The 21,175-nt window shown below is 60.4% G+C and carries 23 protein-coding genes; 15 read left to right on the plus strand and 8 right to left on the minus strand.

Going from position 1 to position 21,175, the window contains the following annotated elements:
• Positions 1-23: 23 nt before the first annotated feature.
• Together gudD and B9Z37_RS10335 are read left to right on the plus strand one after the other, a co-directional pair.
• Positions 24-1,358, plus strand: coding sequence for a glucarate dehydratase (gene gudD / locus B9Z37_RS10330; protein WP_108312930.1), 1,335 nt, complete (start codon positions 24-26; stop codon positions 1,356-1,358).
• Between the two features lie 25 nt (positions 1,359-1,383).
• The gene (locus tag B9Z37_RS10335) at positions 1,384-2,352 is read left to right on the plus strand and encodes a Bug family tripartite tricarboxylate transporter substrate binding protein (protein ID WP_108312931.1); all 969 of its coding nucleotides are present in this window, start codon (positions 1,384-1,386) and stop codon (positions 2,350-2,352) included.
• Between the two features lie 28 nt (positions 2,353-2,380).
• Here the strand turns inward: B9Z37_RS10335 and B9Z37_RS10340 are convergent, their stop codons facing one another.
• Positions 2,381-2,926: a class I SAM-dependent methyltransferase gene (locus B9Z37_RS10340; RefSeq protein WP_108312932.1), complete on the minus strand. Its 546-nt coding sequence runs from the start codon at positions 2,924-2,926 to the stop codon at positions 2,381-2,383.
• A gap of 67 nt (positions 2,927-2,993) precedes the next feature.
• Here B9Z37_RS10340 and B9Z37_RS10345 point away from each other — a divergent pair, with 67 nt between their 5' ends.
• Together B9Z37_RS10345 and B9Z37_RS10350 are read left to right on the plus strand one after the other, a co-directional pair.
• Positions 2,994-3,449: a rhodanese-like domain-containing protein gene (locus B9Z37_RS10345; protein ID WP_108312933.1), complete on the plus strand. Its 456-nt coding sequence runs from the start codon at positions 2,994-2,996 to the stop codon at positions 3,447-3,449.
• Between the two features lie 34 nt (positions 3,450-3,483).
• Positions 3,484-4,344: an energy transducer TonB gene (locus tag B9Z37_RS10350; protein WP_108312934.1), complete on the plus strand. Its 861-nt coding sequence runs from the start codon at positions 3,484-3,486 to the stop codon at positions 4,342-4,344.
• A gap of 31 nt (positions 4,345-4,375) precedes the next feature.
• Here the strand turns inward: B9Z37_RS10350 and B9Z37_RS10355 are convergent, their stop codons facing one another.
• From B9Z37_RS10355 to B9Z37_RS10380, 6 genes are all read right to left on the minus strand, one after another.
• Complete coding sequence (locus B9Z37_RS10355; RefSeq protein WP_108312935.1) at positions 4,376-5,092, minus strand: ABC transporter ATP-binding protein; 717 nt, start codon at positions 5,090-5,092, stop codon at positions 4,376-4,378.
• A 10-nt stretch (positions 5,093-5,102) separates the two neighbouring features.
• Positions 5,103-6,305, minus strand: a complete 1,203-nt coding sequence (locus B9Z37_RS10360; protein WP_108312936.1) for an ABC transporter permease — start codon at positions 6,303-6,305, stop codon at positions 5,103-5,105.
• Positions 6,302-7,495, minus strand: a complete 1,194-nt coding sequence (locus B9Z37_RS10365; protein WP_108312937.1) for an efflux RND transporter periplasmic adaptor subunit — start codon at positions 7,493-7,495, stop codon at positions 6,302-6,304. Before B9Z37_RS10365 ends, B9Z37_RS10360 begins: the two co-directional genes overlap by 4 nt.
• Positions 7,496-7,509: 14 nt before the next feature.
• Positions 7,510-8,130 (minus strand): TetR/AcrR family transcriptional regulator, encoded by a 621-nt coding sequence (locus B9Z37_RS10370; RefSeq protein WP_108312938.1) that lies wholly within the window; start codon positions 8,128-8,130, stop codon positions 7,510-7,512.
• A 251-nt stretch (positions 8,131-8,381) separates the two neighbouring features.
• Entirely contained in the window at positions 8,382-9,701 is a 1,320-nt protein-coding gene (chrA, locus tag B9Z37_RS10375; protein ID WP_108312939.1) for a chromate efflux transporter, read from the minus strand.
• Entirely contained in the window at positions 9,698-10,057 is a 360-nt protein-coding gene (locus tag B9Z37_RS10380; protein WP_108312940.1) for a hypothetical protein, read from the minus strand. Before B9Z37_RS10380 ends, chrA begins: the two co-directional genes overlap by 4 nt.
• A gap of 172 nt (positions 10,058-10,229) precedes the next feature.
• Between B9Z37_RS10380 and B9Z37_RS10385 the strand changes: the two genes are divergently transcribed.
• From B9Z37_RS10385 to B9Z37_RS10425, 9 genes are all read left to right on the plus strand, one after another.
• The gene (locus B9Z37_RS10385; protein WP_108312941.1) at positions 10,230-10,991 is read left to right on the plus strand and encodes a GntR family transcriptional regulator; all 762 of its coding nucleotides are present in this window, start codon (positions 10,230-10,232) and stop codon (positions 10,989-10,991) included.
• Positions 10,992-11,017: 26 nt separating this feature from the next.
• Positions 11,018-12,184, plus strand: coding sequence for an ABC transporter substrate-binding protein (locus B9Z37_RS10390; protein WP_108312942.1), 1,167 nt, complete (start codon positions 11,018-11,020; stop codon positions 12,182-12,184).
• A gap of 99 nt (positions 12,185-12,283) precedes the next feature.
• Entirely contained in the window at positions 12,284-13,150 is an 867-nt protein-coding gene (locus B9Z37_RS10395; RefSeq protein ID WP_108312943.1) for a branched-chain amino acid ABC transporter permease, read from the plus strand.
• Between the two features lies 1 nt (position 13,151).
• A complete protein-coding gene (locus B9Z37_RS10400) occupies positions 13,152-14,132 on the plus strand; it encodes a branched-chain amino acid ABC transporter permease (protein WP_108312944.1) in 981 nt (326 codons plus the stop codon).
• 11 nt (positions 14,133-14,143) lie between these two features.
• Positions 14,144-14,911: an ABC transporter ATP-binding protein gene (locus B9Z37_RS10405; protein WP_108313008.1), complete on the plus strand. Its 768-nt coding sequence runs from the start codon at positions 14,144-14,146 to the stop codon at positions 14,909-14,911.
• On the plus strand, positions 14,904-15,635 hold the full coding sequence (locus tag B9Z37_RS10410) for an ABC transporter ATP-binding protein (protein WP_108312945.1): 732 nt from the start codon (positions 14,904-14,906) through the stop codon (positions 15,633-15,635). Before B9Z37_RS10405 ends, B9Z37_RS10410 begins: the two co-directional genes overlap by 8 nt.
• A 25-nt stretch (positions 15,636-15,660) precedes the next feature.
• On the plus strand, positions 15,661-16,713 hold the full coding sequence (locus B9Z37_RS10415; protein WP_108312946.1) for an aromatic ring-hydroxylating oxygenase subunit alpha: 1,053 nt from the start codon (positions 15,661-15,663) through the stop codon (positions 16,711-16,713).
• Positions 16,710-17,018 (plus strand): 2Fe-2S iron-sulfur cluster-binding protein, encoded by a 309-nt coding sequence (locus tag B9Z37_RS10420; RefSeq protein WP_108312947.1) that lies wholly within the window; start codon positions 16,710-16,712, stop codon positions 17,016-17,018. Before B9Z37_RS10415 ends, B9Z37_RS10420 begins: the two co-directional genes overlap by 4 nt.
• A 129-nt stretch (positions 17,019-17,147) precedes the next feature.
• Positions 17,148-18,098 (plus strand): AEC family transporter, encoded by a 951-nt coding sequence (locus tag B9Z37_RS10425; protein WP_108312948.1) that lies wholly within the window; start codon positions 17,148-17,150, stop codon positions 18,096-18,098.
• Positions 18,099-18,116: 18 nt separating this feature from the next.
• Here the strand turns inward: B9Z37_RS10425 and B9Z37_RS10430 are convergent, their stop codons facing one another.
• Positions 18,117-19,025: a LysR substrate-binding domain-containing protein gene (locus tag B9Z37_RS10430; protein WP_108312949.1), complete on the minus strand. Its 909-nt coding sequence runs from the start codon at positions 19,023-19,025 to the stop codon at positions 18,117-18,119.
• Between the two features lie 243 nt (positions 19,026-19,268).
• Here B9Z37_RS10430 and B9Z37_RS10435 point away from each other — a divergent pair, with 243 nt between their 5' ends.
• Entirely contained in the window at positions 19,269-20,297 is a 1,029-nt protein-coding gene (locus B9Z37_RS10435; protein ID WP_108313009.1) for an amidohydrolase family protein, read from the plus strand.
• Positions 20,298-20,488: 191 nt separating this feature from the next.
• Positions 20,489-21,172 carry a 4-carboxy-4-hydroxy-2-oxoadipate aldolase/oxaloacetate decarboxylase gene (ligK, locus tag B9Z37_RS10440; protein ID WP_108312950.1) on the plus strand — a complete coding sequence of 228 codons (684 nt, stop codon included), beginning with the start codon at positions 20,489-20,491 and terminating at the stop codon, positions 21,170-21,172.
• Positions 21,173-21,175 lie beyond the last annotated feature (3 nt).

Genomic DNA, 21,175 nt, shown 5'->3' on the forward strand with positions numbered 1-21,175 from the left:
ACTGATTTTTCCGAGAGATTGACATGACCACTGCTTCCACCCCCGTCATCACCGCCATGCGCGTCATCCCCGTGGCCGGGCGTGACGGGATGTTGCTCAACCTGAGCGGTGCGCACGCGCCGTTTTTCACCCGCAACCTGCTGGTGCTGACCGACAGCCTGGGCCACACCGGCGTGGGCGAAGTGCCCGGCGGCGAAACCATCCGCAAGACGCTCGAAGACGCCCGTGAATTGGTCATAGGCCAGCCACTGGGCAGCCATCTGGCCGTGTTGCAGCGCATGCAGCAGACCTTTGCCGACCGCGATGCCGGTGGGCGTGGCCTGCAGACCTTTGATCTGCGCACCACGGTGCACGCCGTTACTGCTGTAGAGTCGGCCTTGCTGGATTTGCTGGGCCAGTTCCTCAACGTGCCCGTGGCCGCCTTGTTGGGCGAAGGCCAGCAGCGCGACGCGGTGGAGATGTTGGGTTATCTCTTCTACGTGGGTGATCGAAAGAAAACAGACCTGCCTTACGCGAGCGAACCCGATGCCGACAACGCCTGGTTCCGTGTGCGCCACGAAGAAGCCATGACGCCCGAAGCCATCGTGCGCTTGGCCGAAGCGGCCTATGAGCGCTACGGTTTCAACGACTTCAAGCTCAAGGGTGGTGTGCTGCGCGGCGAGGAAGAAGTCGATGCCATTCGTGCGCTGCACGAGCGCTTTCCGCAGGCGCGCATCACGCTCGACCCGAACGGCGGCTGGTCGCTCAAAGAAGCGATCCGCCTGATGCGCGACATGCACGGTGTGGTGGCTTATGCCGAAGACCCTTGCGGCGCGGAGCAGGGCTTCAGTGGCCGCGAGGTGATGGCCGAGTTCCGCCGCGCCACCGGCCTGCCCACGGCCACCAACATGGTCGCCACCGACTGGCGCCAGATGGTGCACGCTTTAAGCCTGCAAAGTGTGGACATCCCGCTGGCCGACCCGCACTTCTGGACCATGGCGGGCAGCGTGCGCGTGGCACAAACCTGCCGCGACTGGGGCCTGACCTGGGGCTCGCACTCCAACAACCACTTCGACGTGTCGCTGGCCATGTTCACCCATGTGGCTGCGGCTGCACCCGGCAAGGTCACGGCGATCGACACCCACTGGATCTGGCAAGACGGCCAGGGCCTGACCCAAGAGCCGCTGCAGATTGTGGGCGGCATGGTGCAAGTGCCCAAGAAGCCTGGCTTGGGCATCGCGCTGGACATGGTCAAGGTCGAAGCCGCGCACCAGCTGTACCTGCAACACGGCCTGGGTGCACGCAATGACGCGCAGGCCATGCAGTATTTGATTCCGGGTTGGACATTTGACAACAAGCGGCCTTGCATGGTGCGCTGAGCGCAAGAGACACGAGGAGACAAACATGAACAAACGCCTTTTCACCATCGCCCTGAGCGCTGCGTTAACTGCCTTCGCCTTGCCGGTGGTTGCACAGACCTACCCCGCCAAACCCATCAAGATCGTGGTGCCGTTCCCGGCAGGTGGCACCTCGGATGTGCTGGCACGCATCCTCGGGCAAAAGCTCACTGAAAGCTGGGGCCAGCCCGTGGTGATCGAAAACCGCCCCGGGTCGAGCGGCAACTTGGGTGCCGACGCGGTGGCCAAAGCCGCGCCCGATGGCCACACCCTGGTGTTGATGGACGTAGGCAATCTGGTCATCAGCCCGGCCTTGTTCAAGCTGCCTTTCAACGTGGCCAACGACTTTGCGCCCGTGGCCATGGTGGCTTATTCGCCGCACCTGCTGGCCGTGAGCACCAAGGTGCCCGCCAACACCCCGGCCGAGTTGGTGGCCTATGCCAAAGCGCAAAAGGGCAAGCTCAACTACGCGGTGGCGGCAGGCATGGGCAGCGCCTCGCACCTGGCGGGCGTCATCTACGCACAGCGCAACGGCATCGAGTGGGGCTATGTGCCCTACAAAGGCGGCGCACAAGCCATCACCGACTTGATCGGCGGCCAGGTGGACGTCATGTTCAACGGCATGGTCGCCACCTACCCGCACGTGAAGGCGGGCAAAATCAAACTGATCGCCATATCCAGTGCCAAACGCAACACGCAAATGCCCGACACCCCCACCGTGGCCGAAAGCCTGCCGGGCTTTTTGACCGGCAGTTTTCAGGGCCTTCTGGCCCCGGCGGGCACACCCAAAGCGGTCATCGACAAACTGCATGCCGAAGTGCAACGCATCGCCGCCATGCCCGAAGTGCGCGAACGCCTGACTACGCTGGGCGCCGAGCCATCAGGCATGAGTCCAGCCGAGTTTGGCAACTGGCTCAAGGCCGAAATCCCGGCCATGGCCAAGATCGTGAAGGACGAGAAGATCACGGTGGAGTGAGGGGGTTGGGTTGTTGTTCGCTTGTTGTTCACAGGCTGTTGAGCAGCGGGAGCTGCCCGCCAGCACCTGGCCGTCTATGGCTGCAACCGGCCACATGCAGCCCGCTGCACTGCAAAGGCCCGTTCGGGCCGAACGTGGCCATGAGCACGTATCCGCCGGGCTTGACTGAGCCTCGTACCAGATCAACATATGCCTGCCGAGCGGCTGGATCGGTCAAGAAATGAAACACCGCACGGTCGTGCCAAAGGTCAAACTTCTTGTCTCCGAAGTTGTAGCGCGTGATGTCCCCAACATGCCAGTTCACTTGCTGAGCTTTCGCGCCTAGACGGCGTTTGGTGAAATCGATCGCAGCTGCGGAAATGTCGAGCACCGACAGGTCAAGGCAGTGACGGTGCAAAAGATCATCCACCAAGGTGGACCCACCTCCACCAACATCGACAATAGCCGCAGTCTTGTCTGGACACAGTTGTTCAATCAGGCGCAGTGACTCGCCCAGATGAGGCGCGTACCAACTCACCGCATCAAAACTTTTACTTCGATAGACGTTTTCCCAATGGTCGGTTGGATGAACCATGTAGCACCTGACTGTGGATGCGTTGCTTGAGCAATAATATTAGACATCGCTTATGGAATATGCAACTATGAAAAAACTACTCTGCACCGCAATGCTCATCCTGTTGGCTGGTGCGCCTGCTGTCGCCAATGACAAAGCCAAGCTGATGGACGAATTGTCAGGCTACCTGGAGTTTGTGGATTACGGTGGCGGCACCATTTTTGCAGAGCAAATTCCCAAGAGCGAGTACAGCAAGATGATGATCATCGACGCACGGGACGCCGCGCAATTTGCCAAAGAGCACATGCTTGGGGCGGTCAACATCGAGTGGCGCCAGGTCCTGGCCAAGAGTTCAAGCATCCCTAAGGACAAAGCTGTGCTGATTTATTGCAACACAGGCAGTCTGTCTGCCCAGGCAGGCTTTGCGCTGCGCGTGTCGGGCTGGGAAAACGTCAAGATTCTCCAGGGTGGATACGCCGAGTGGAAAGCCAAAGGTGGTCTTGACGCCAACGCACGAGCCAGTGGTGCAGCGCCCAAGCACTGACTTGATCGCTCAAGACTAACAGTTATTGACACGCATGCGTGCAACTGATCGCTCGCATGTCTTGGCTATAGCCTTCAGCTTGGGACTGCATGCGGCGGTCTTCGCTCTGGCCAGTGGTTATCAATTTGGCTTTCGCACCACACAGAAAGCGCCGCCTGATACCCAAGTCGTCTTCATGCAAATCTTGCCGCCGCCGCAAGAGCAAGTGCCTTCCAAGGATCAAGAACATTCGCCAGTGGCGAAGCCATCGGCCGAGAAACCACCAGTCATTACTGAAGCCGCTGACTCGCAAGATAAGCCACCGCCAGCTAAAGAACCAGCCCGCATGGCTGCCCCGCCCGCGCCCACGGCTGACGAATGGGCCTTTGCGGCCAAATACACAAACAAAAACAGCAAGGGCTACCGCTACAGCTGGGGGCAACAGGTTCGCAGCATGATGGGGCCGGCGGTTGAGGGCCCTGATCAGGGCTTCGTGCGTTTCAGAATAGAGATTGCGCCTGATGGCACGCTCGCCAAACTGGAAACGCTGTGGACGACCTCTGAAGTGGCCGAGCGATTGGCCCGACAGGCAGTCGAGTCCATGCCTGCCTTGCCTCCTACTCCTACCGGTAAGCCCTTGATATTTGAAAAAACTATTTCGTTCACACCCTTCGCATCAGACGGTCCTCCAAGCTACAAGGAAGACTGCTTGCCAGACCCGCCTGTATTCCGTAACCCGTTCGCATGGGATGGCAAATCACCTCAAGTACGGGCAAAGCCACAAAAGGTCGAAAAGCTGGACCCGCAGGCTCTGGAGGAATGTTTGAAGCAACTTCCCCAAGACTCGATTGAGGCTGAAACAGCGCGCGACCAGCGCATCATGGATCAATGGGGTAGCAGCAAAACTGGTCGCTAATGTTTTACAAATAAAACGTAGCTCTCCTAAGTTAATCAAGAGAGCGTCCCTCACCTTTTTCCTCCACCGTCTGTCCATCACGAATGTGATAGATGCGCTTGAAGGTTGGGATGATCTTTTCGTCATGTGTCACCACGATGATGGCCGTCTGTGCAAGACGGGCCATGTCGTTGAGAATTCGAATGACAGACAGCGCCCGCTCACTGTCAAGAGGTGCGGTTGGCTCATCAGCCAAAATCACTGGCGGCTTGTTTGCCAATGCACGGGCGATTGACACTCGTTGCTGCTCACCACCAGATAGCTGAGAAGGTTCAGCCTTTGCGCGATGCAACACATCCAAAGAGGACAACAATTCAAGTGCTCGTTTTCTAGCAATTTCATTGGGAATGCCAGCCAGCATAGGCAGCAATGCGACGTTATCAGTGACGTTCAAAAAAGGAATGAGGTACGGCGCTTGGAACACAAATCCAATCCGATCGCGTCGTAAGGTTCGTAAGTCTGGGATCTTCCAGCCGTCTTCGAAAATCACTTCGTTGCCTAAAGTCATTCGGCCCGACGTAGGCTCGATGATGGCACCTAAACATTTCAGTAAAGTACTTTTGCCTGAGCCAGATGGTCCAACAAGTCCAACCACCTCACCTGGAGAAACTTGCATATTGACGCTTTTCAAAGCCTCTACAGCCGTGTCTCCATGTCCATAGACTTTGCGCAAATTCTCGATACGGATGCCACCTGTTTGGTATGTCATGTCGTACGCCTCAACTGATGGCCTGCGCCGGATCAACACGCAAGGCCACTCGAATAGCCATCGTGCTGGCCAGTGCACAGATGAGCATCGTTGCCCCAAAACCAACAATCGCATCTTGCGTCAAGAGCAATACAAACTTAGGAAACACTGGTGCCCAAATCGTGGCAGCTACCTTGCCGACCACAAAGCCGATCACCCCTAGGCCTAGTGCCTGCTGCAAGATCATGGCCGCAATGGTGAGGTTGCGGGTGCCGATCAGCTTAAGCACTGCGATCTCGCGGATCTTGCCCAGCGTCATGGTGTAGATGATGAACGCCACAATCGCCGCACTCACCACCGTCAGGATGGCCAGAAACATGCCGATTTGTTTGGCCGAGGTGGCAATGAGTTTGTCCACCAGGATGTCTTCCATGTCTGCACGAGTGAACACGGTCAGGTGCTTCCAGTGCTGGATCGGCTCGGCCACACGCTCTGCACTCCAGCCATCGGCCACTCGCACCAGCACGGCATTGACGTTGCGGCTGCTGGTCTGCAGGTTCTGTACTGCATCAAGCATGCCCGGCACTGCCGGCCGATTGAAGGCGGGGTTGGCGGCTGTGCGCACCCGGTCGTTCACGATGGCGTCGTTGTCCTTGAGGAACTGCGCTTCCTGCGCGTCCTTGATGGGGATAAACACCATCGGATCCCCTCCGGATGAGACCATGCGGCGCGTCAGGCCTACCACCTCGTAGGTGTGACGCCGGATTTGCACCTTATCGCCCAGCGTCAGTCCGGTCTTGATGTCCACAACTGCCTCGTAGTGGCTGCGTGTGAGATGCCGGCCTGCCAACAAATGGCCCGGTTGTCCAGGCAAACCGGCGATTCCAGGCGCGATCCCTACAACCATGGCCCGGGCTTCCTTGCCCCCCACGGCCTTGACCTGCATGGTGAAGTAAGTGATGTTGGCTGCCATGGCCACCCCTGGCATGCCCGCAATGCTGCGCACCACATCGTCCTTCAGGCTGGACGATTCTGCGTACGGCCCCTGCGTATCCTTTTGAACCACCCAGAGGTCGGCACCGCTGTTGTTGAGCAGGGCCTGCGCATCGTCAACCATGCCGCGAAACACACCTGCCATGGTCAACGTCACGCCAATGAGCAAACCCAGCCCCAACCCGGTGAGCACGAACTTGGCCCAGCTGTGCTGAATGTCGCGCGCAGCCAGGCTGATCATGGCTGGGCCTTGTTAACCAGCGAGTTCACCACCTTGAAGCGGGTTCCGACCGACAAGGGCCTGTCGCTGTAGACCACCACCGTGTCGCCCGAGGCCAGGCCGCTCAGTGCCTGCACGCGACCGTCCGGGCTGGACGCGCCCCACTGAACGGACACAAAGTTCAGCGCGCCGTCTTTAAGCCGCCACGCGCCTGTGCGGCCTTGGTGCGTCTGCACACTGGCCTGCGGCACCACCAAAGCCGGGTCTGTCTCTTGTAACTGAAGCGTGACTTCGGCCATCTCACCGATCGACAGCGCTGCTGGAATCTGGTCGAACATCACTTGTGCGATGCGCTCCTCGGTCACTGCATCGGCCTGCAGCTCCACCCGCTCCACCCGGCCGGCCAGCACCTGCTGCATCCGCGAGCGTAAGGTGATCTGGGCCGGCAAACCCACTGCGAGACCGCTTGAGCGCGCCTGGTCCACACGCAGCTTCACCCAGAGGCTGGCGGGATTTGCCAACCGGACCACGGCCTGGCCCGCCACCACCGTGCTGCCGGCTTCGGCATCGCGGCTTAGCACCACCGCATCGGCGGGGGCGATCAAGCGGGTGTTCTGTTTTTGCTGCACGGCGGCAGCGCGCTCGGCCTGCAAGCGCTGGGCGTCCTGTCGGCTTGCTTGCAAGTTGGCCTGGGCTGCTTCGAAGGCAGCCTGAGCAGACTTGAGTTCCTGCTCGCGCCCCTCTAGCGCAGACGGGCTGATGAAGTTCTGACGGGCCAGTTCCTTTTGCCGGTTCAGATTGGTGGTGGCCAGATCGCGCCGTGCTCTGGCATCGGCCAGTTGTGCCTGAGCTGCTGTCTGCACACTGCTGGCCTTGGACAAGGCAGCTTCTTGCGCCTGCAGGCGCTGGTCCAGGTCCACCGGATCCATCTCGGCAAGAAGCTGACCTGCTTTGACCGATTGCCCCACATCGACATGCACGCGCAAGACACGCCCAGCCATCGTGGGTCCCATCAACCAGCTCTGACGAGCTTCGACAGTGCCAACACCGAAAATTGAGGGTCTCAAGCTTTCACTCTTGACTTGTATTACTGTGACATTGATGGGGGCGAGTGGCCCCACATTAGTCGCAATAAATCCTACAGCCATGAGCACCATCACTACACCGGTCGCGACCAAGACTTGCCGCTTATTGATTTTTCTGAATGTCATCGGTGCTACTTTCGTCAGTTTCTTTGTTTGGGCAAGAGACCTGCCTCATAGAGGTTGAATACGGCTTTCCCCTGGCTCGCTAAGTCGCGCAGCTTGCCAGTAACCAGAGACTGAATGACGAGTCCCTGAACTGCTCCCATGAAGAGGACCACAGCTGACGCGGGGTCCACCTCGGATGCCAGTAGACCCTCTTCACGGGCTCGGGTCAGCAATTGGGCGATCAAAGTCCGGTAGTCGGCCATAAGGTGCTGCACCCTTGTCTTGAGCGGGGTGGTTTTGGCATGCTGCAGCTCCTGAAAAACAAGACGTGGAACGCCCGGGTACTGCTCCACAAAATTGATGTGGGCCATGAACACGGCCCGCAGAGCCTGCAAAGCGTTAGCCTGACGAGTTTGAGCTGCTTGCTGTAGCCGCTCCATCAAGGTCTCGTGCGCCCAATCGACAACAGCCAGCCAGATGGTCTCTTTGCTGTCGAAATGCCTGAAAACTCCCCCTTGGGTGATGCCGATTGCCAAAGCCAGATCACCCGTGGTAATTTCGGTCGGGCTGCGCTCAGCAGCTAACTCCAAGGCCGCCTGGATCAGTTCTGCCTGGCGGTCTTCGGTTTTGAGCTTAACTCTTGTAGGAGGGATCATAAATAAGTAATTGATGAATTACTTTAGCATAATTTGCGAGCCAAGCAAAATTAGCCTAGAAGCACACTAGCGAATCAAATTGCAGTGGGGCTTGATATGCCTTCATAGAAAAGGACCGCGCGATTGACTGCTTTGTCGCAGCCCCGATGACGGCTTGGGGTCGTCTGCGGTCGGTCAATAACCCACTACGGCAGTCCGCTCCCCGCCTGAAGCCGACACCCAACTGAGCTAAGCGCTGAGCGAACCCAACCTCATACCCACTGCACCCCCATCCCCACCAGCGCACAAACTGCCAGTACCCGCACCACCGGCCACTGCCGCGCAATCAGCAGCCATGCTGCCGGGGCCGTGAGCGCCAATGCAGGCCAGTCGGGCTGCGACCATTGCGCCGTGGGCCAGCCCGTGTGCCATGCGAAAGTGCCAGCCAGTTGCAGCATCACGCCAATCACCGCCGCGCTGATGGCTTGCAGTGGTCCGTTCAGGGTGGGCACATGCCGACTTGATTCGACCAGCGGCCCTCCTGCGAGGATGAAAATGAAAGAGGGCAGAAATGTGAACCAGGTGACCACACACGCTGCCGCGATGCCGCCCAGCAGCGGATCGCCCAGCAGTGCCTGACCCTGGCCTCCCAGAAAACCGACAAAGGCCACCACGATGATGAGCGGTCCAGGCGTGGTCTCGCCCAAGGCCAGGCCGTCCATCATTTGTGTGGCGCTGAGCCAGCCGAACTGTGACACCGCCGCCTGCGTCACATAGGGCAGCACCGCGTAGGCGCCGCCAAAGGTCAGCAGTGCCGCTTCGGTGAAAAAGCCGCCCATGCGCACCAACGTGTGACCCGCGCCCAGCCAGAGGGCCAAGCCGCCCAGCGTGAACGCCCACAGGGCCAAGCCGATGCCTGACGTGCGCAGCAGGCGGCCGGTGGTGTAGCGTGAATGTTCGGGTGTGGGGGTGTGGTCGTCGATCAAGGCCGCTGTTGCTTCTTGCGCTGCGCCGGTCTGGCCGTGAGCGCTGCCCTGCATGGGGCGCTGGCGTGCCATGGCCCAGCCCACCAGCGCAGCAGCGGCCACCAGCCACGGAAAACCCACGCCGACCAGCGTGCCCAGCAGCGATGCCCCCGCCAGAGCCCACAGCCACGGTGCTTTGAGCGTGCGCTTGGCCATGCGGTGCACGGCTTGCAGCACCAGTGCCGTCACGGCAGGCTTGAGGCCCCACAGCAGCGCCTGCCCCCAGGGGTGTTGGCCCCACACGGTGTAGGCCCAACTCAGCGCGATCAACAGCACCAGCGATGGCAGCACAAACAGGGCCCCTGCCGCAATGCCGCCACGTGTGCCGTGCATCAGCCAGCCGGTGTAGGTGGCCAGTTGCTGTGCTTCGGGGCCGGGCAGCAGCATGCAGTAGTGCAGGGCGTGCAGGTAGCGCTTTTCAGAAATCCAGCGGCGGCGCACCACCAGCTCTTCGTGCATCAGGGCGATCTGCCCCGCCGGGCCACCAAAGCTGACGCAGCCTAGCCAGAGCCAGAACTTCAGGGCCTGCGCAAAGCTGACCGGGGCAGGGCGATGGGGGTGGTTCAAGGCGCGTTCCAGTGTTCGCGAAGGGCTTGGGCAAATGCGGGTGTACCGCTGATGCTCAGGCTCAGCGTGATCTCATCGCTGGGCAATGACGACAGCGCCAGTGTTTGGTTTGAGCTGTTCCAGTGGGCGGATATTGGGGCGTTGCCAACACGGATGTGCAGGTCAAAGTCCCAATCTGCGCCGTCTTCGATGGGGCCGGGCGCTTGCGGGCCAAAGCGGTCTGCCCAGGCCAGCAACTGCGTCACCTCGTGCAGCAGGGCGGGGGTGTGGTGTGCGGCGGGTTGGGCCAGCGCGTCCCAGCAGACCACGCCTTCGCTGTCTTCGCTGCAGTCGAATTCAAGAAATTGCAAATCCATGGGGGTTGTTTCTTCCAATGACTTGATTGTCGCTGTGGGGCTTGGCTTGTCTCGTTGGATACATCAGATCGAATTTTTGCTTAAAACTTGAGCAAAAAACGGGGTTTCAAGGGTTTTCTGTATACATTGATGGCCCGGGCGGTGGTTTAATCCATTTTTTATCGATTGGCCCATGTCCGCATCCACCGTTCGCCTTGTTGACTCTGACGCCGAAGGCGGCTCCCAAGCCGTCAAGGCGCAGCAGCGTTTGCGCGAGTTGATCTTGGCCGGTGACTTGCCCGCAGGGGCGCGCATTGCCGAGTTGGCGCTGGTGGAACGCTTGGGCATGTCGCGCACGCCCATCCGCGCAGCGCTGATGCACCTTAAGCAAGAGGGTTTGCTGGAGCCACTGTCTGGAGGTGGCTATGCGGTGCGCACATTTTCTGAACGCGAAGTGGCCGATGCGATCGAGCTGCGTGGCACGCTGGAAGGCTTGGCTGCGCGCCTGGCCGCCGAGCGCGGTGTGCGGCCCGGCTTGCTGGCCCAAGCGCGCGAATGCCTGGCTCAGATCGATCTGGTGCTGCGCGACTCGGCGCTGGACGACGAGACGTTTTCAGCCTATGTCGAACTCAATGGCCAGTTCCACAAGCAGTTGTCTGAGATGGCCGACAGCGCGGTGCTGGCCCGCGAGATTGAACGCGCGGCCAGCCTGCCTTTTGCGTCGGCCTCGGGCTTTGTGGGGGTGGAGATCCATAACGCGCAAGCCCGCGACAACCTGGTGGTGGCGCAGCACCAGCACCGTCAGGTGCTGGACGCCATCGAGCGGCGTGAAGCCGGTCGGGCCGAGGCCATCATGCGCGAGCACTCGCGCATTGCGCGCCAAAACATGCAGGTCGCCTTGCGCGACCCGGCGGCATCGGGCACGCCCGGTGTGCAACTGATCAGACCGTCCTGAACCGATTTTTAACGAGGAGATAGAGCATGCATAAACGACAATTTCTGAGCGCCATCGCTTGCGCTTCCTTGGCTTTGACCGCATCAACGGCCATGGCGCAAGACAAATTCAAGATTGGCTTGATCTTGCCCATGACCGGCCCGTTTGCCTCCACGGGCAAGCAGATCGAAGCCGCAGCGCGCCTGTACATGGCGCAAAACGGCGACATGGTGGCGGGCAAAAAAGTCGAGCTGATCGTGAAAGACGACACCAGCGCGGCCGATGTGACCAAGCGCTTGGCGCAAGAGATGGTGGTCAATGAAAAAGTCAGCGTGCTCGCGGGCTTTGGTTTGACACCGCTGGCCTTTGCCACCGCCCCGATTGCCACCCAGTCCAAAACCCCCATGGTGGTGATGGCTGCGGCCACTTCCAGCATCACGCAAGCCTCGCCCTTCATCGTGCGCACCAGCTTCACGCTGCCACAAGCGGCCGTGGCCATTGCCGACTGGGCACCCAACAACGGCATCAAAAAAGTAGTGACCCTGGTGTCTGACTATGGCCCCGGCATCGATGCCGAGAAGTACTTCAAGGACCGCCTGACCTTCAACGGCGGCCAGGTGCTCGACACCTTGCGCGTGCCCATGCGCAACCCGGACTTTGCCCCGTTCCTGCAAAAAGTGCGTGATTTGAAGCCCGATGCGGTCTATGTGTTCGTGCCCTCGGGCGCAGGGGCAGCGCTGATGAAGCAGTTTGCCGAACGCGGCATGGACAAGGCCGGCATCAAACTGATCGGCACTGGCGACATCACCGACGACGATATCCTGAACAGCATGGGCGATGTGGCCAATGGCGTGGTCACTTCGCACCACTACTCGGCATCGCACAACTCGCCTTTGAACAAGAAGTTCGTCGCTGCATTTGAGAAAGCCAACAACGGCTTGCGCCCCAACTTCATGGCCGTGGGCGGTTACGACGGCATGCGCGTGATCTATGAAGCGGCCAAAACCACCAAAGGTGCTGGCGGGCAGGCCCTGCTCGACGCGATGAAGGGCCAGGTGTTTGAAAGCCCCCGTGGCCCGATGTTCATCGATGCGCAAACCCGCGACGTGGTGCACAACATCTACATCCGCAAGGTGGAGAAGGTGAACGGCCAACTCTACAACCAGGAATTCGCGACCCTCAAGGACGTGAAAGACCCGGGCAAAGCCCGTTGATTGGACAGATGACTGTCATGCCCGACTTGATTGGGCATCCATCTCTTGCAGGCTCGCGCTGCACATCTGCCGCGTGAACTGCCCCCAACTTCAAAAAACATGTTGACCATTCTTTTCGATGGCATTGCCTACGGCATGCTGCTTTTCATCCTGGCGGTCGGCCTGTCGGTGACCATGGGCTTGATGAACTTCATCAACCTGGCGCACGGGGCCTTTGCCATGGCGGGCGGGTATTTGACGGTGGTGCTGATGCAGCGCTGGGACGTGCCCTTTTTGTGGTGCCTGCCCCTGGCGTTTGTGGGCGCTGCCTTGCTGGGTGCGCTGCTCGAGCGCACGCTTTACCGGCACATGTACCGCAAGCCGCACCTGGACCAGGTCTTGTTTTCGATCGGACTGACCTTCATGTCGGTGGCCAGCATGGATTACTTCATGGGCTCGCAGCAACAGATCATGCAATTGCCCGAGTGGCTGCGTGGGCGCACCGAGCTCTGGGATGGGGCGTTGGGGATGGGCCACTACCGCTTGTTCATCATCGCGGTGTGCGCTGCGCTCACCGTTGGCCTGCAATTCATCTTGGCAAAGACCCGCTTTGGCAGTCGCTTGCGGGCCAGCGTGGACGATGCCCGCGTGGCCGCAGGCTTGGGCATCCGCGTGAATCTGGTGTTTGCCGCCACCTTCGCGGTGGGCTCGGGCCTGGCCGGTTTGGGCGGGGCGCTGGGCGCCGAAGTGTTGGGGTTGGACCCGACTTTTCCGCTCAAGTTCATGGTGTACTTTTTGATCGTGGTCGCGGTGGGCGGCACGTCATCCATCACCGGGCCGCTGTGGGCGGCATTGCTTTTGGGCATTGCCGATGTGGCGGGCAAATACTACATGCCCAAGCTCGGCTCTTTCATTGTTTACTCGCTCATGATCGCGATCCTGATTTGGCGTCCGCAAGGGCTGTTTGTGCGCAAAGGAGGCCGCTGAAATGGATGCTCGTCAACAACTTTTAGCCAGTGCCCGCATTCGGGGCTGGGAGCCGCTGGTTTGGCTGGTAGCTTTTGTCTTGCCTTTTGCCTTCCCCGGTCATGCCCTGATCGTCAACGAGGTGGCCATCGTCGCCTTGTTTGCGGTGTCGCTCGACCTGGTGCTGGGCTACACCGGCATCGTGTCGCTGGGCCATGCGGCGTTTCTGGGTTTTGGCGCCTATGCTGCGGCCCTGTTTGCCAAGCATGTCATGCCCGATCCCTTGGCCGGTCTGATTTTTGGCACCTTTTGCGCCACGCTGCTGGGCGCGGTTTGCTCGCTCACCATCTTGCGCGGCACCGATCTGACGCGCCTCATGGTCACGCTGGGCATGGCGCTGATCTTGATGGAGCTGGCCAACAAGCTCGACTGGCTCACGGGCGGTTCGGACGGTTTGCAGGGCGTGATGATGGGTCCGGTGCTGGGCCGTTTTGAATTCGATCTGTACGGTCAGACCGCCGCCTGGTATTCGCTGACGGTGCTTCTGATCTTGTTTGCATTGGCGCGGCGTTGGGTGAATTCGCCCTGGGGTGCCACGCTCATGGCGGTGCGCGACAACCCGCTGCGCGCCATGGCCATTGGCATCCCGGTGCACAACCGCCTGGCCGTGGTTTACACCGTGGCCGCAGCCCTGGCTGGCGCTGCGGGTGCGCTCATGGCGCAGACCACCGGCTTTGCCTCGCTCGACGTGTTTGCACTGGAGCGTTCGGCCGACGTGATGCTGATGCTGGTCATCGGCGGCGTGGGTTGGCTCTATGGCGGGGTGGTCGGTGCGGTGGTGTTCAAGCTCATGCACGACGTGATCTCGGGGATCACGCCGCAGTACTGGACCTTTTGGATTGGCCTGTTTTTGGTGGTGCTGGTCATGGTGGGGCGTGAGCGTTTGATCCGCCCTTGGCTGTGGTTTGGCCGCGCTGCCGATCAAAAAGGCGGTGCGCAATGAATTCAGCTGTCATGAACGCCCCCGCCGTCTTGAAGGCCCAAGGCCTGGTCAAACAATTCGGTGGCATCACCGCCACCGACAATGTGAATCTTGAATTGCGTTTGGGCGCGCGCCATGCCCTGATCGGGCCCAATGGCGCAGGCAAAACCACGCTCATCAATTTGTTCACCGGCGTTTTGCCGCCCACCTCGGGCCACATCGAGTTGCTCGGCGAAGACATCAGCCAGCTCGCACCCTACCTGCGTGTGCGCCGGGGCATGGTGCGCACCTTTCAGATCAACCAGCTGTTTGCCAGCATGACGCCTTTGCAGACACTGGCCATGGTTGTCTCGCAGCAGCGAGGCCTGGGAGGGCGTTGGTGGTCGGTGTTGGGGCAAGACCAGGCGGTGGTCGAGCGCTGCGAGGCTTTGCTTGAATTGTTCCGCCTGACCGAAGTCATGCACCAGCGCACCGAGTACTTGGCTTATGGCAAACGCCGTTTGCTGGAGATGGCGATTGCGCTGGCTTGCGAGCCCAAGGTGCTGTTGCTCGATGAACCGGTGGCGGGCGTGCCCGCAGGCGAGCGCGAAGAACTCTTGCAGACCGTGGCGGCTCTGCCTGCCGATGTGTCGGTCTTGCTGATTGAGCACGACATGGACCTGGTGTTTGAATTTGCCGACCGCATCACGGTGCTGGTCAATGGCGCAGTGCTGACCGAAGGCACACCCCAGGCGATTGCGGCCGATCCGCAAGTCAAGGCAGTGTATTTGGGGCATGGCGAGGAGGTGGCTCATGGCTGAGTTGTTGAAAGTCGAAAGTCTGAGTGCAGGTTATGGCGAGGCGGTGGTGCTGAACGATGTGAGCCTGTCGCTGGGCGAGGGCGAGACCCTGGCTTTGCTGGGCCGCAACGGCACCGGCAAGACCACGCTCATGGACACGCTGGCCGGGGCCACTCGTCAGCATGGCGGCCAGATCATTTTGGGTGGCCAAGCGCTGCACACCTTGCCCTCGCACGAGCGCGCTGCCGCAGGCATTGGCTGGGTCCCGCAAGAGCGCAACATCTTCAAATCGCTCACGGTGCACGAAAACCTGACGGCGGTGGCACGGCCTGGGCGTGCAGGCCACGCCAGCCGCCCCTGGAGCCCCGAGCGTGTGTACGAGATGTTCCCGCGTCTGGCCGAGCGCAAGACCAATCTGGGCACGCAGCTGTCGGGCGGCGAGCAGCAGATGCTGGCCGTGGGCCGGGCCCTGGTGCTGAATCCGCGCTTGCTGTTGCTCGATGAGCCGTTGGAAGGTCTGGCCCCGATCATTGTGGAAGAGCTGCTGCGCGCGATTGCCCGCATCACCCGCGAAGAGGGCCTGTCGGCCATCATCGTGGAGCAGCACCCGCAAGCGATTTTGAAGATCAGTCACCGCGCCGTGGTGCTGGACCACGGCAATGTGGTGCATGCCAGCGACGCCGAAACGCTCCGCGAAAACCCCGAATTGCTGGACAGCTTGCTGGGTGTGGCCCGCAAGCTTTGAATTCATTGGCTCCAAGAGGTGAAACATGTTCATTAAAAACACTTGGTATGTGGCCTGTTCTCTGGCCGATCTGACCGCGCTGGGCGACAAGCCTTTGGGCCGCACCATCTGCAACGAGCAAATGGTTTTCTTCAAAGGCCCGGACGGCAAAGTGGCTGCGGTCGAAGACTTCTGCCCGCACCGGGGTGCGCCTTTGTCGCTGGGCAAGGTCTGCAATGGCAAGCTGGTGTGCGGCTACCACGGCCTGGAGATGGGCTGCGAGGGCAAGACCGTGCACATGCCCGGCCAGCGCGTGCGCGGCTTTCCGGCTGTCAAGGCGTTTGCCGTGGTCGAGCGCTATGGTTTTGTCTGGGTTTGGCCCGGCGACCAGGCCAAGGTCGACGAATCGCAGATGCCCGTGTTCGAGTTTTTTGACAACCCCGCTTGGGCTTATGGCGGCGGGCTTTACCACGTCAAGGCCGATTACCGCCTGATGATCGACAACCTGATGGACCTCACGCACGAAACCTATGTGCATGCCAACAGCATCGGCCAGCCCGAGATCGACGAGACGCCCTGTGAAACCAAGGTCGATGGCGACAAGGTCATCTTGCAGCGCCACATGGAAGGCATTCAGGCGCCCCCGTTTTGGCAAATGGCCATGAGCGCCAATGGCCTGGACCCGCAGGCCAAGGTCGACCGCTGGCAGATTTGCCGCTTTTCCCCACCCAGCCACGTCATGATCGACGTGGGTGTGGCGCTGGCAGGCAAAGGCGGGTTTGACGCGGCACCCGAGCACAAGGCCTACAGCGTGGTGGTGGACTTCATCACGCCGGAAACCGAGACCTCCCACTGGTACCACTGGGGCATGGCGCGCCAGTTCAAGCCGGAAGACGCGGCCTTGACCGACAAGATTCGCACGGGGCAAGGCGGTATCTTTGGTGAAGACATGGAGATGCTGCAATTGCAACAAGCCAACATCACCAAGTGGCCAGAGCGCAAACTGCTCATGCTCAACATCGATTCAGGGGGCGTGCAGTCGCGCCGCATCATTGACCGCTTGCTGGCTGAAGAAAACGAAACCGGAGTCACCGCATGAACACCAGAGACCTGAGCCAGACCCCCATTGCTGCTGACGGCACGTTTGAAGTGCAACTGCAAAAAAGCGGCCAGACCCTGCAAGTCAGCAAAGACCAATCGATCCTGAAAGTGTTGCAGGACGCCGGACACGACGTGCCTTTTTCATGCTCGGAAGGCATCTGCGGCACTTGCCTCACCAAGGTGGTTGCTGGCCAGCCCGACCACTGGGACATGTACCTCACCCCTGAAGAGCAGGAAAAGGGCGACTGCATCATGGTGTGCTGCTCACGCAGCCAGACGGCGAGGTTGGTGCTGGATTTGTGAAACAGGGCGGGTGCTATGCGCATCTGCAATAGCAGTCAGTGCTCTATCGCCAGCGGGCAGGGCTGGCTTTGCCGGACAATCGGACATGGCCGCCGGATGTGTCGGGGGCCGAACAGACCTGACTGAGCGATGAATTCCACCTTTGAGATCTTGGGCATCACTGGCCCGATTTACCTGGCGATTGTGCTGGGCTATTTCTTCACCCGCCGGGGCGTGTTTGCCAGGGCCGACATGCAGGTCTTTGGCAAATTCACGATCAACCTGGCCTTGCCGGCCTTGCTGTTCAATGCGCTGTCGCAGCGCAGCATCGGCGAGATTCTGAACGCCCAGTATCTGCTGGCGTATGCGCTGGGGTCGATAGCGGTTCTTCTAGGGGGCTTGTTCTGGGCGCGCAAGGTGCAAGGCCACACGCTCAGCTACAGCAGCATGATGGCCATGGGCATGTCTTGTCCCAACAGCGGTTTTGTGGGTTACCCGATCATGCTGCTGACCTTGGGTCCGGTGGCGGGCGTGGCGCTGGCGCTCAATATGGTGGTTGAAAACCTGCTCCTGATCCCGTTGCTGCTGGCCGTGGCCGACAGCCAGGGCCAGCCCGGGCAGTGGAAGCAGGCTTTGCTGCAGACGCTCAAAGGCCTGGTCAAAAACCCGATGATCATCGGCATCGTGGCCGGTTTCCTGTTTTCGCTGTCAGGCGCTCAGATGCCCGCGCCCTTTGCCCGCACCATCAACCTGTTTGCGCAGGCCAGTGCGGCCTTGTCGCTGTTCGTGATCGGGGGCTCGCTGGTGGGGCTCAAGGCTGGGGGTCTCAAGGGGACGGTGTCGCAAATCGCCTTTGGCAAATTGTTTTTGCATCCGCTGGCCGTGTGGGTGGTGCTGATGTGGATGGTGCCGATTGCCGATCCGGCCCTGCGCTCTGCGGCCTTGCTCACCGGGGCCTTGCCCATGCTGGGCATCTACACCATCCTGAGCCAGCGCCATGGGCATAACGCCATCAGTGCGGCCACGCTGCTGGTGACCACGGTGGTGTCTTTTTTCACGCTCAGTGGCTTGCTGTGGGTGTTGCAACACCACCTTTTGTGAGCCATCTCGGGTGATGGATCACGAAGTCAACCATTCATGCGCCACTTCGTTGATCAGCGCCAAAGTCGCTTGCTGGGTGAGCGTGGTGGGACGCAGTGAACTCACCGCCGTGGTCAGCTGAATGGTCAGTGCAGGTTCAGACACTTGCCGCACCACAAATGCCGAAGGCCGCACCGAGCGCATGACGGCGTTGCGCGACAGGATGGCGTAGCCCGCGCCGTCGGCCACCAGGTCCAGGATGGCGCTCACGCCGTCGATTTCCAGCGCAATTTGGGGTCGGCAGCCCATGGCGGCCATTTCGGATTCGACGTGCATGCGGATCGCGTTGGGGCGGGTGGGGATCACCAGGGGCAGGGTGGCCACTTCTTGCAGGCCGATGGGCGGCGGCGGTGGGTCTTCTTGCAGGCCCGGCGGGCGGGGCTGCACCAGCAGCAGTTCTTCCTGGACCAAGGGCGTGTGCTCAATGCCTGCGACTTGGTTCGGGTTGTAGAGCACGGCAATGTCCAGGCGACCGTTTTGCAGGTTCTCCTGCATGGCTGTTGACAAACCTTCGCTGATGGACAGCTGGGCCTCGGGCATCTTGAGGCGAAATGCGCGGGTCAAGGGCACCGTGAGCACCCGCGCCACGCTGGGCGGCAGACCCAGTGCCACGCGGCCTGTCAACCCCGTGCGCACCCGACCCAGTTCTTCGCGGGCGCGTTCGACCTGGTGCAGGATGCCCCGGCCGTGTTCCAGCAGCAATTGCCCGGCCTGGGTGGGGGTGGCGCCACGGCCATTGCGCACCAGCAGGTTTTGCCGCAGCTCGACTTCGAGCAGGCGCACCTGGCGGCTGAGCGCCGGTTGGGCAATGTTCAGGGCCTGCGCGGCCCGGGTGAAGCTGCCCAGTTCGGCCACGCGCACAAAGTATTCCAGCTGTTTGAGGTCCATGGAAACCCTTTCTGTTGGCGTAATTTTGTCATAGCCATGGTTTGGTTATGCAAATTTGTTCTATCTGGTAGTTGCGACGGAGGCTGGGCGTTCAAGGGGTGAGCCAGCACAATGGGCGCTTGAATTTTGCAGGTCGGCGGCTTCAGCCCTGACATGTGTCACCAGTGCACTTTGTCGGGGCTGAAGCCGCCGACCTACAAAACACCCATCATTGAGGAAGCAGACATGAGCCAAACCCAGCCCTTGATCATCGATGTGCACGGTCACTACACCACCGCCCCCAAGGCGCTGGAAGACTGGCGCAACAAGCAAATTGCAGGCATCAAAGACCCCGCGTCCATGCCCAAAGTGTCCGAGCTGAAAATCAGCGACGACGAACTGCGCGAGACCATCGAGACCAACCAGTTGGCCAAGATGAAAGAGCGCGGCTCGGACATCACCATCTTCAGCCCCCGTGCCAGTTTCATGGCCCACCACATTGGCGACTTCAATGTCTCGTCCACCTGGGCGGCCATTTGCAACGAGCTGTGCTACCGCGTGGCGCAACTTTTTCCCGACCATTTTGTGCCAGCGGCCATGCTGCCCCAGTCTCCCGGTGTGGACCCCACCACCTGCATCCCAGAGCTGGTCAAGTGCGTCGAGCAATACGGCAACGTCGGCATCAACCTCAACCCCGATCCGTCGGGTGGTCACTGGACTTCGCCGCCTTTGTCCGACAAAGCCTGGTACCCCATCTATGAAAAGATGGTCGAGTACGACATCCCCGCGATGATCCACGTGAGCACCAGCTGCAACAGCTGCTTTCACACCACCGGCGCGCACTACCTGAACGCCGACACCACCGCTTTCATGCAGTGCCTGACCAGCGATTTGTTCAAGGACTTCCCCACATTGAAGTTCTTGATCCCGCACGGTGGCGGCGCGGTGCCTTACCACTGGGGCCGTTTCCGCGGTCTGGCGCAAGAGCTCAAAAAACCTTTGCTGTCCGAGCACCTGCTGAACAACATCTTCTTTGACACTTGCGTGTACCACCAGCCGGGCATTGACCTGCTGACCAAAGTGATCCCAGTCAAGAACATTTTGTTTGCGTCCGAGATGATCGGTGCGGTGCGCGGCATCGACCCCGAAACCGGCCACTATTTCGACGACACCAAGCGCTATGTGCAAGCCACGGCCAACCTGAACGAGCAAGAGCGTTACATGGTCTACGAAGGCAATGCCCGCCGCGTGTTCAAACGTCTGGACGATCAGCTGACGGCCAAGGGCAAGTAAACGGCGGTCTGTCTTCTATCCACGACTGCCATGCGCGCCCATTTTTTGTCGGGCCAGACCGTTTTTTGTCAGGCTCGACAGTTTTTGTCAGGCTCGACAGTTTTTGTCATGCCCGACTTGATCGGGCATCCATGCCTCTGGATCCCCGCCTTCGCGGGGATGACATTCTCAATTTGAATCAGGAGAAAACCATGTACGAACTCGGCGTTGTTTACCGCAACATCACCCGCGCTGACCGCGCAGCCACCGACGGTCTGGCCGCTTTGGGCTCGGCCACGGTGCACGAAGCCATGGGCCGTGTCGGCCTCATGAAGCCTTACATGCGCCCCATCTATGCGGGTGCGCAGGTGTCCGGCACGGCCGTCACGGTGCTGCTGCACCCCGGCGACAACTGGATGATGCATGTGGCGGCAGAGCAGATTCAGCCCGGCGACATCGTGGTCGCGGCCATCACCGCCGAATGCACCGACGGCTATTTTGGCGATCTGTTGGCCACGTCCTTCATGGCCCGTGGCGCTCGCGCCCTGATCATCGACGCCGGTGTGCGCGATGTGAAAGAGCTGACCAAGATGGGTTTTCCCGTCTGGAGCAAAGCCATCAGCAGCAAGGGCACGATCAAGGCCACGGTCGGCTCGGTCAACATCCCCGTGGTGTGCGCCGGAATGATTGTCCACCCCGGCGACGTGATCGTGGCCGATGACGACGGCGTGGTCTGCGTGCCTCAAGCCATCGCCGCCAAGACGCTGGCCACGGCGCAAGCCCGCGAAGCCAATGAAGGCGAAAAACGCGCCAAGCTGGCATCCGGTGTGCTGGGTCTGGACATGTACAAGATGCGCGAGCCGCTGGCGGCAGCGGGTCTGAAATACATCGATTGATCA

Origin of the sequence: Limnohabitans parvus II-B4 (assembly GCF_003063455.1) — a bacterium.
GTDB lineage: Bacteria > Pseudomonadota > Gammaproteobacteria > Burkholderiales > Burkholderiaceae_C > Limnohabitans_A > Limnohabitans_A parvus.

Bases quoted from the DNA above. Each gene is read 5' to 3' on its own strand.
- gudD (WP_108312930.1), top strand. From the start codon at position 24: ATGACCACTGCTTCCACCCCCGTCATCACCGCCATGCGCGTCATCCCC.
- B9Z37_RS10335 (WP_108312931.1), top strand. From the start codon at position 1,384: ATGAACAAACGCCTTTTCACCATCGCCCTGAGCGCTGCGTTAACTGCC.
- B9Z37_RS10340 (WP_108312932.1), bottom strand. From the start codon at position 2,926: ATGGTTCATCCAACCGACCATTGGGAAAACGTCTATCGAAGTAAAAGT.
- B9Z37_RS10345 (WP_108312933.1), top strand. From the start codon at position 2,994: ATGAAAAAACTACTCTGCACCGCAATGCTCATCCTGTTGGCTGGTGCG.
- B9Z37_RS10350 (WP_108312934.1), top strand. From the start codon at position 3,484: ATGCGTGCAACTGATCGCTCGCATGTCTTGGCTATAGCCTTCAGCTTG.
- B9Z37_RS10355 (WP_108312935.1), bottom strand. From the start codon at position 5,092: ATGACATACCAAACAGGTGGCATCCGTATCGAGAATTTGCGCAAAGTC.
- B9Z37_RS10360 (WP_108312936.1), bottom strand. From the start codon at position 6,305: ATGATCAGCCTGGCTGCGCGCGACATTCAGCACAGCTGGGCCAAGTTC.
- B9Z37_RS10365 (WP_108312937.1), bottom strand. From the start codon at position 7,495: ATGACATTCAGAAAAATCAATAAGCGGCAAGTCTTGGTCGCGACCGGT.
- B9Z37_RS10370 (WP_108312938.1), bottom strand. From the start codon at position 8,130: ATGATCCCTCCTACAAGAGTTAAGCTCAAAACCGAAGACCGCCAGGCA.
- B9Z37_RS10380 (WP_108312940.1), bottom strand. From the start codon at position 10,057: ATGGATTTGCAATTTCTTGAATTCGACTGCAGCGAAGACAGCGAAGGC.
- B9Z37_RS10385 (WP_108312941.1), top strand. From the start codon at position 10,230: ATGTCCGCATCCACCGTTCGCCTTGTTGACTCTGACGCCGAAGGCGGC.
- B9Z37_RS10390 (WP_108312942.1), top strand. From the start codon at position 11,018: ATGCATAAACGACAATTTCTGAGCGCCATCGCTTGCGCTTCCTTGGCT.
- B9Z37_RS10395 (WP_108312943.1), top strand. From the start codon at position 12,284: ATGTTGACCATTCTTTTCGATGGCATTGCCTACGGCATGCTGCTTTTC.
- B9Z37_RS10400 (WP_108312944.1), top strand. From the start codon at position 13,152: ATGGATGCTCGTCAACAACTTTTAGCCAGTGCCCGCATTCGGGGCTGG.
- B9Z37_RS10405 (WP_108313008.1), top strand. From the start codon at position 14,144: ATGAACGCCCCCGCCGTCTTGAAGGCCCAAGGCCTGGTCAAACAATTC.
- B9Z37_RS10410 (WP_108312945.1), top strand. From the start codon at position 14,904: ATGGCTGAGTTGTTGAAAGTCGAAAGTCTGAGTGCAGGTTATGGCGAG.
- B9Z37_RS10415 (WP_108312946.1), top strand. From the start codon at position 15,661: ATGTTCATTAAAAACACTTGGTATGTGGCCTGTTCTCTGGCCGATCTG.
- B9Z37_RS10420 (WP_108312947.1), top strand. From the start codon at position 16,710: ATGAACACCAGAGACCTGAGCCAGACCCCCATTGCTGCTGACGGCACG.
- B9Z37_RS10425 (WP_108312948.1), top strand. From the start codon at position 17,148: ATGAATTCCACCTTTGAGATCTTGGGCATCACTGGCCCGATTTACCTG.
- B9Z37_RS10430 (WP_108312949.1), bottom strand. From the start codon at position 19,025: ATGGACCTCAAACAGCTGGAATACTTTGTGCGCGTGGCCGAACTGGGC.
- ligK (WP_108312950.1), top strand. From the start codon at position 20,489: ATGTACGAACTCGGCGTTGTTTACCGCAACATCACCCGCGCTGACCGC.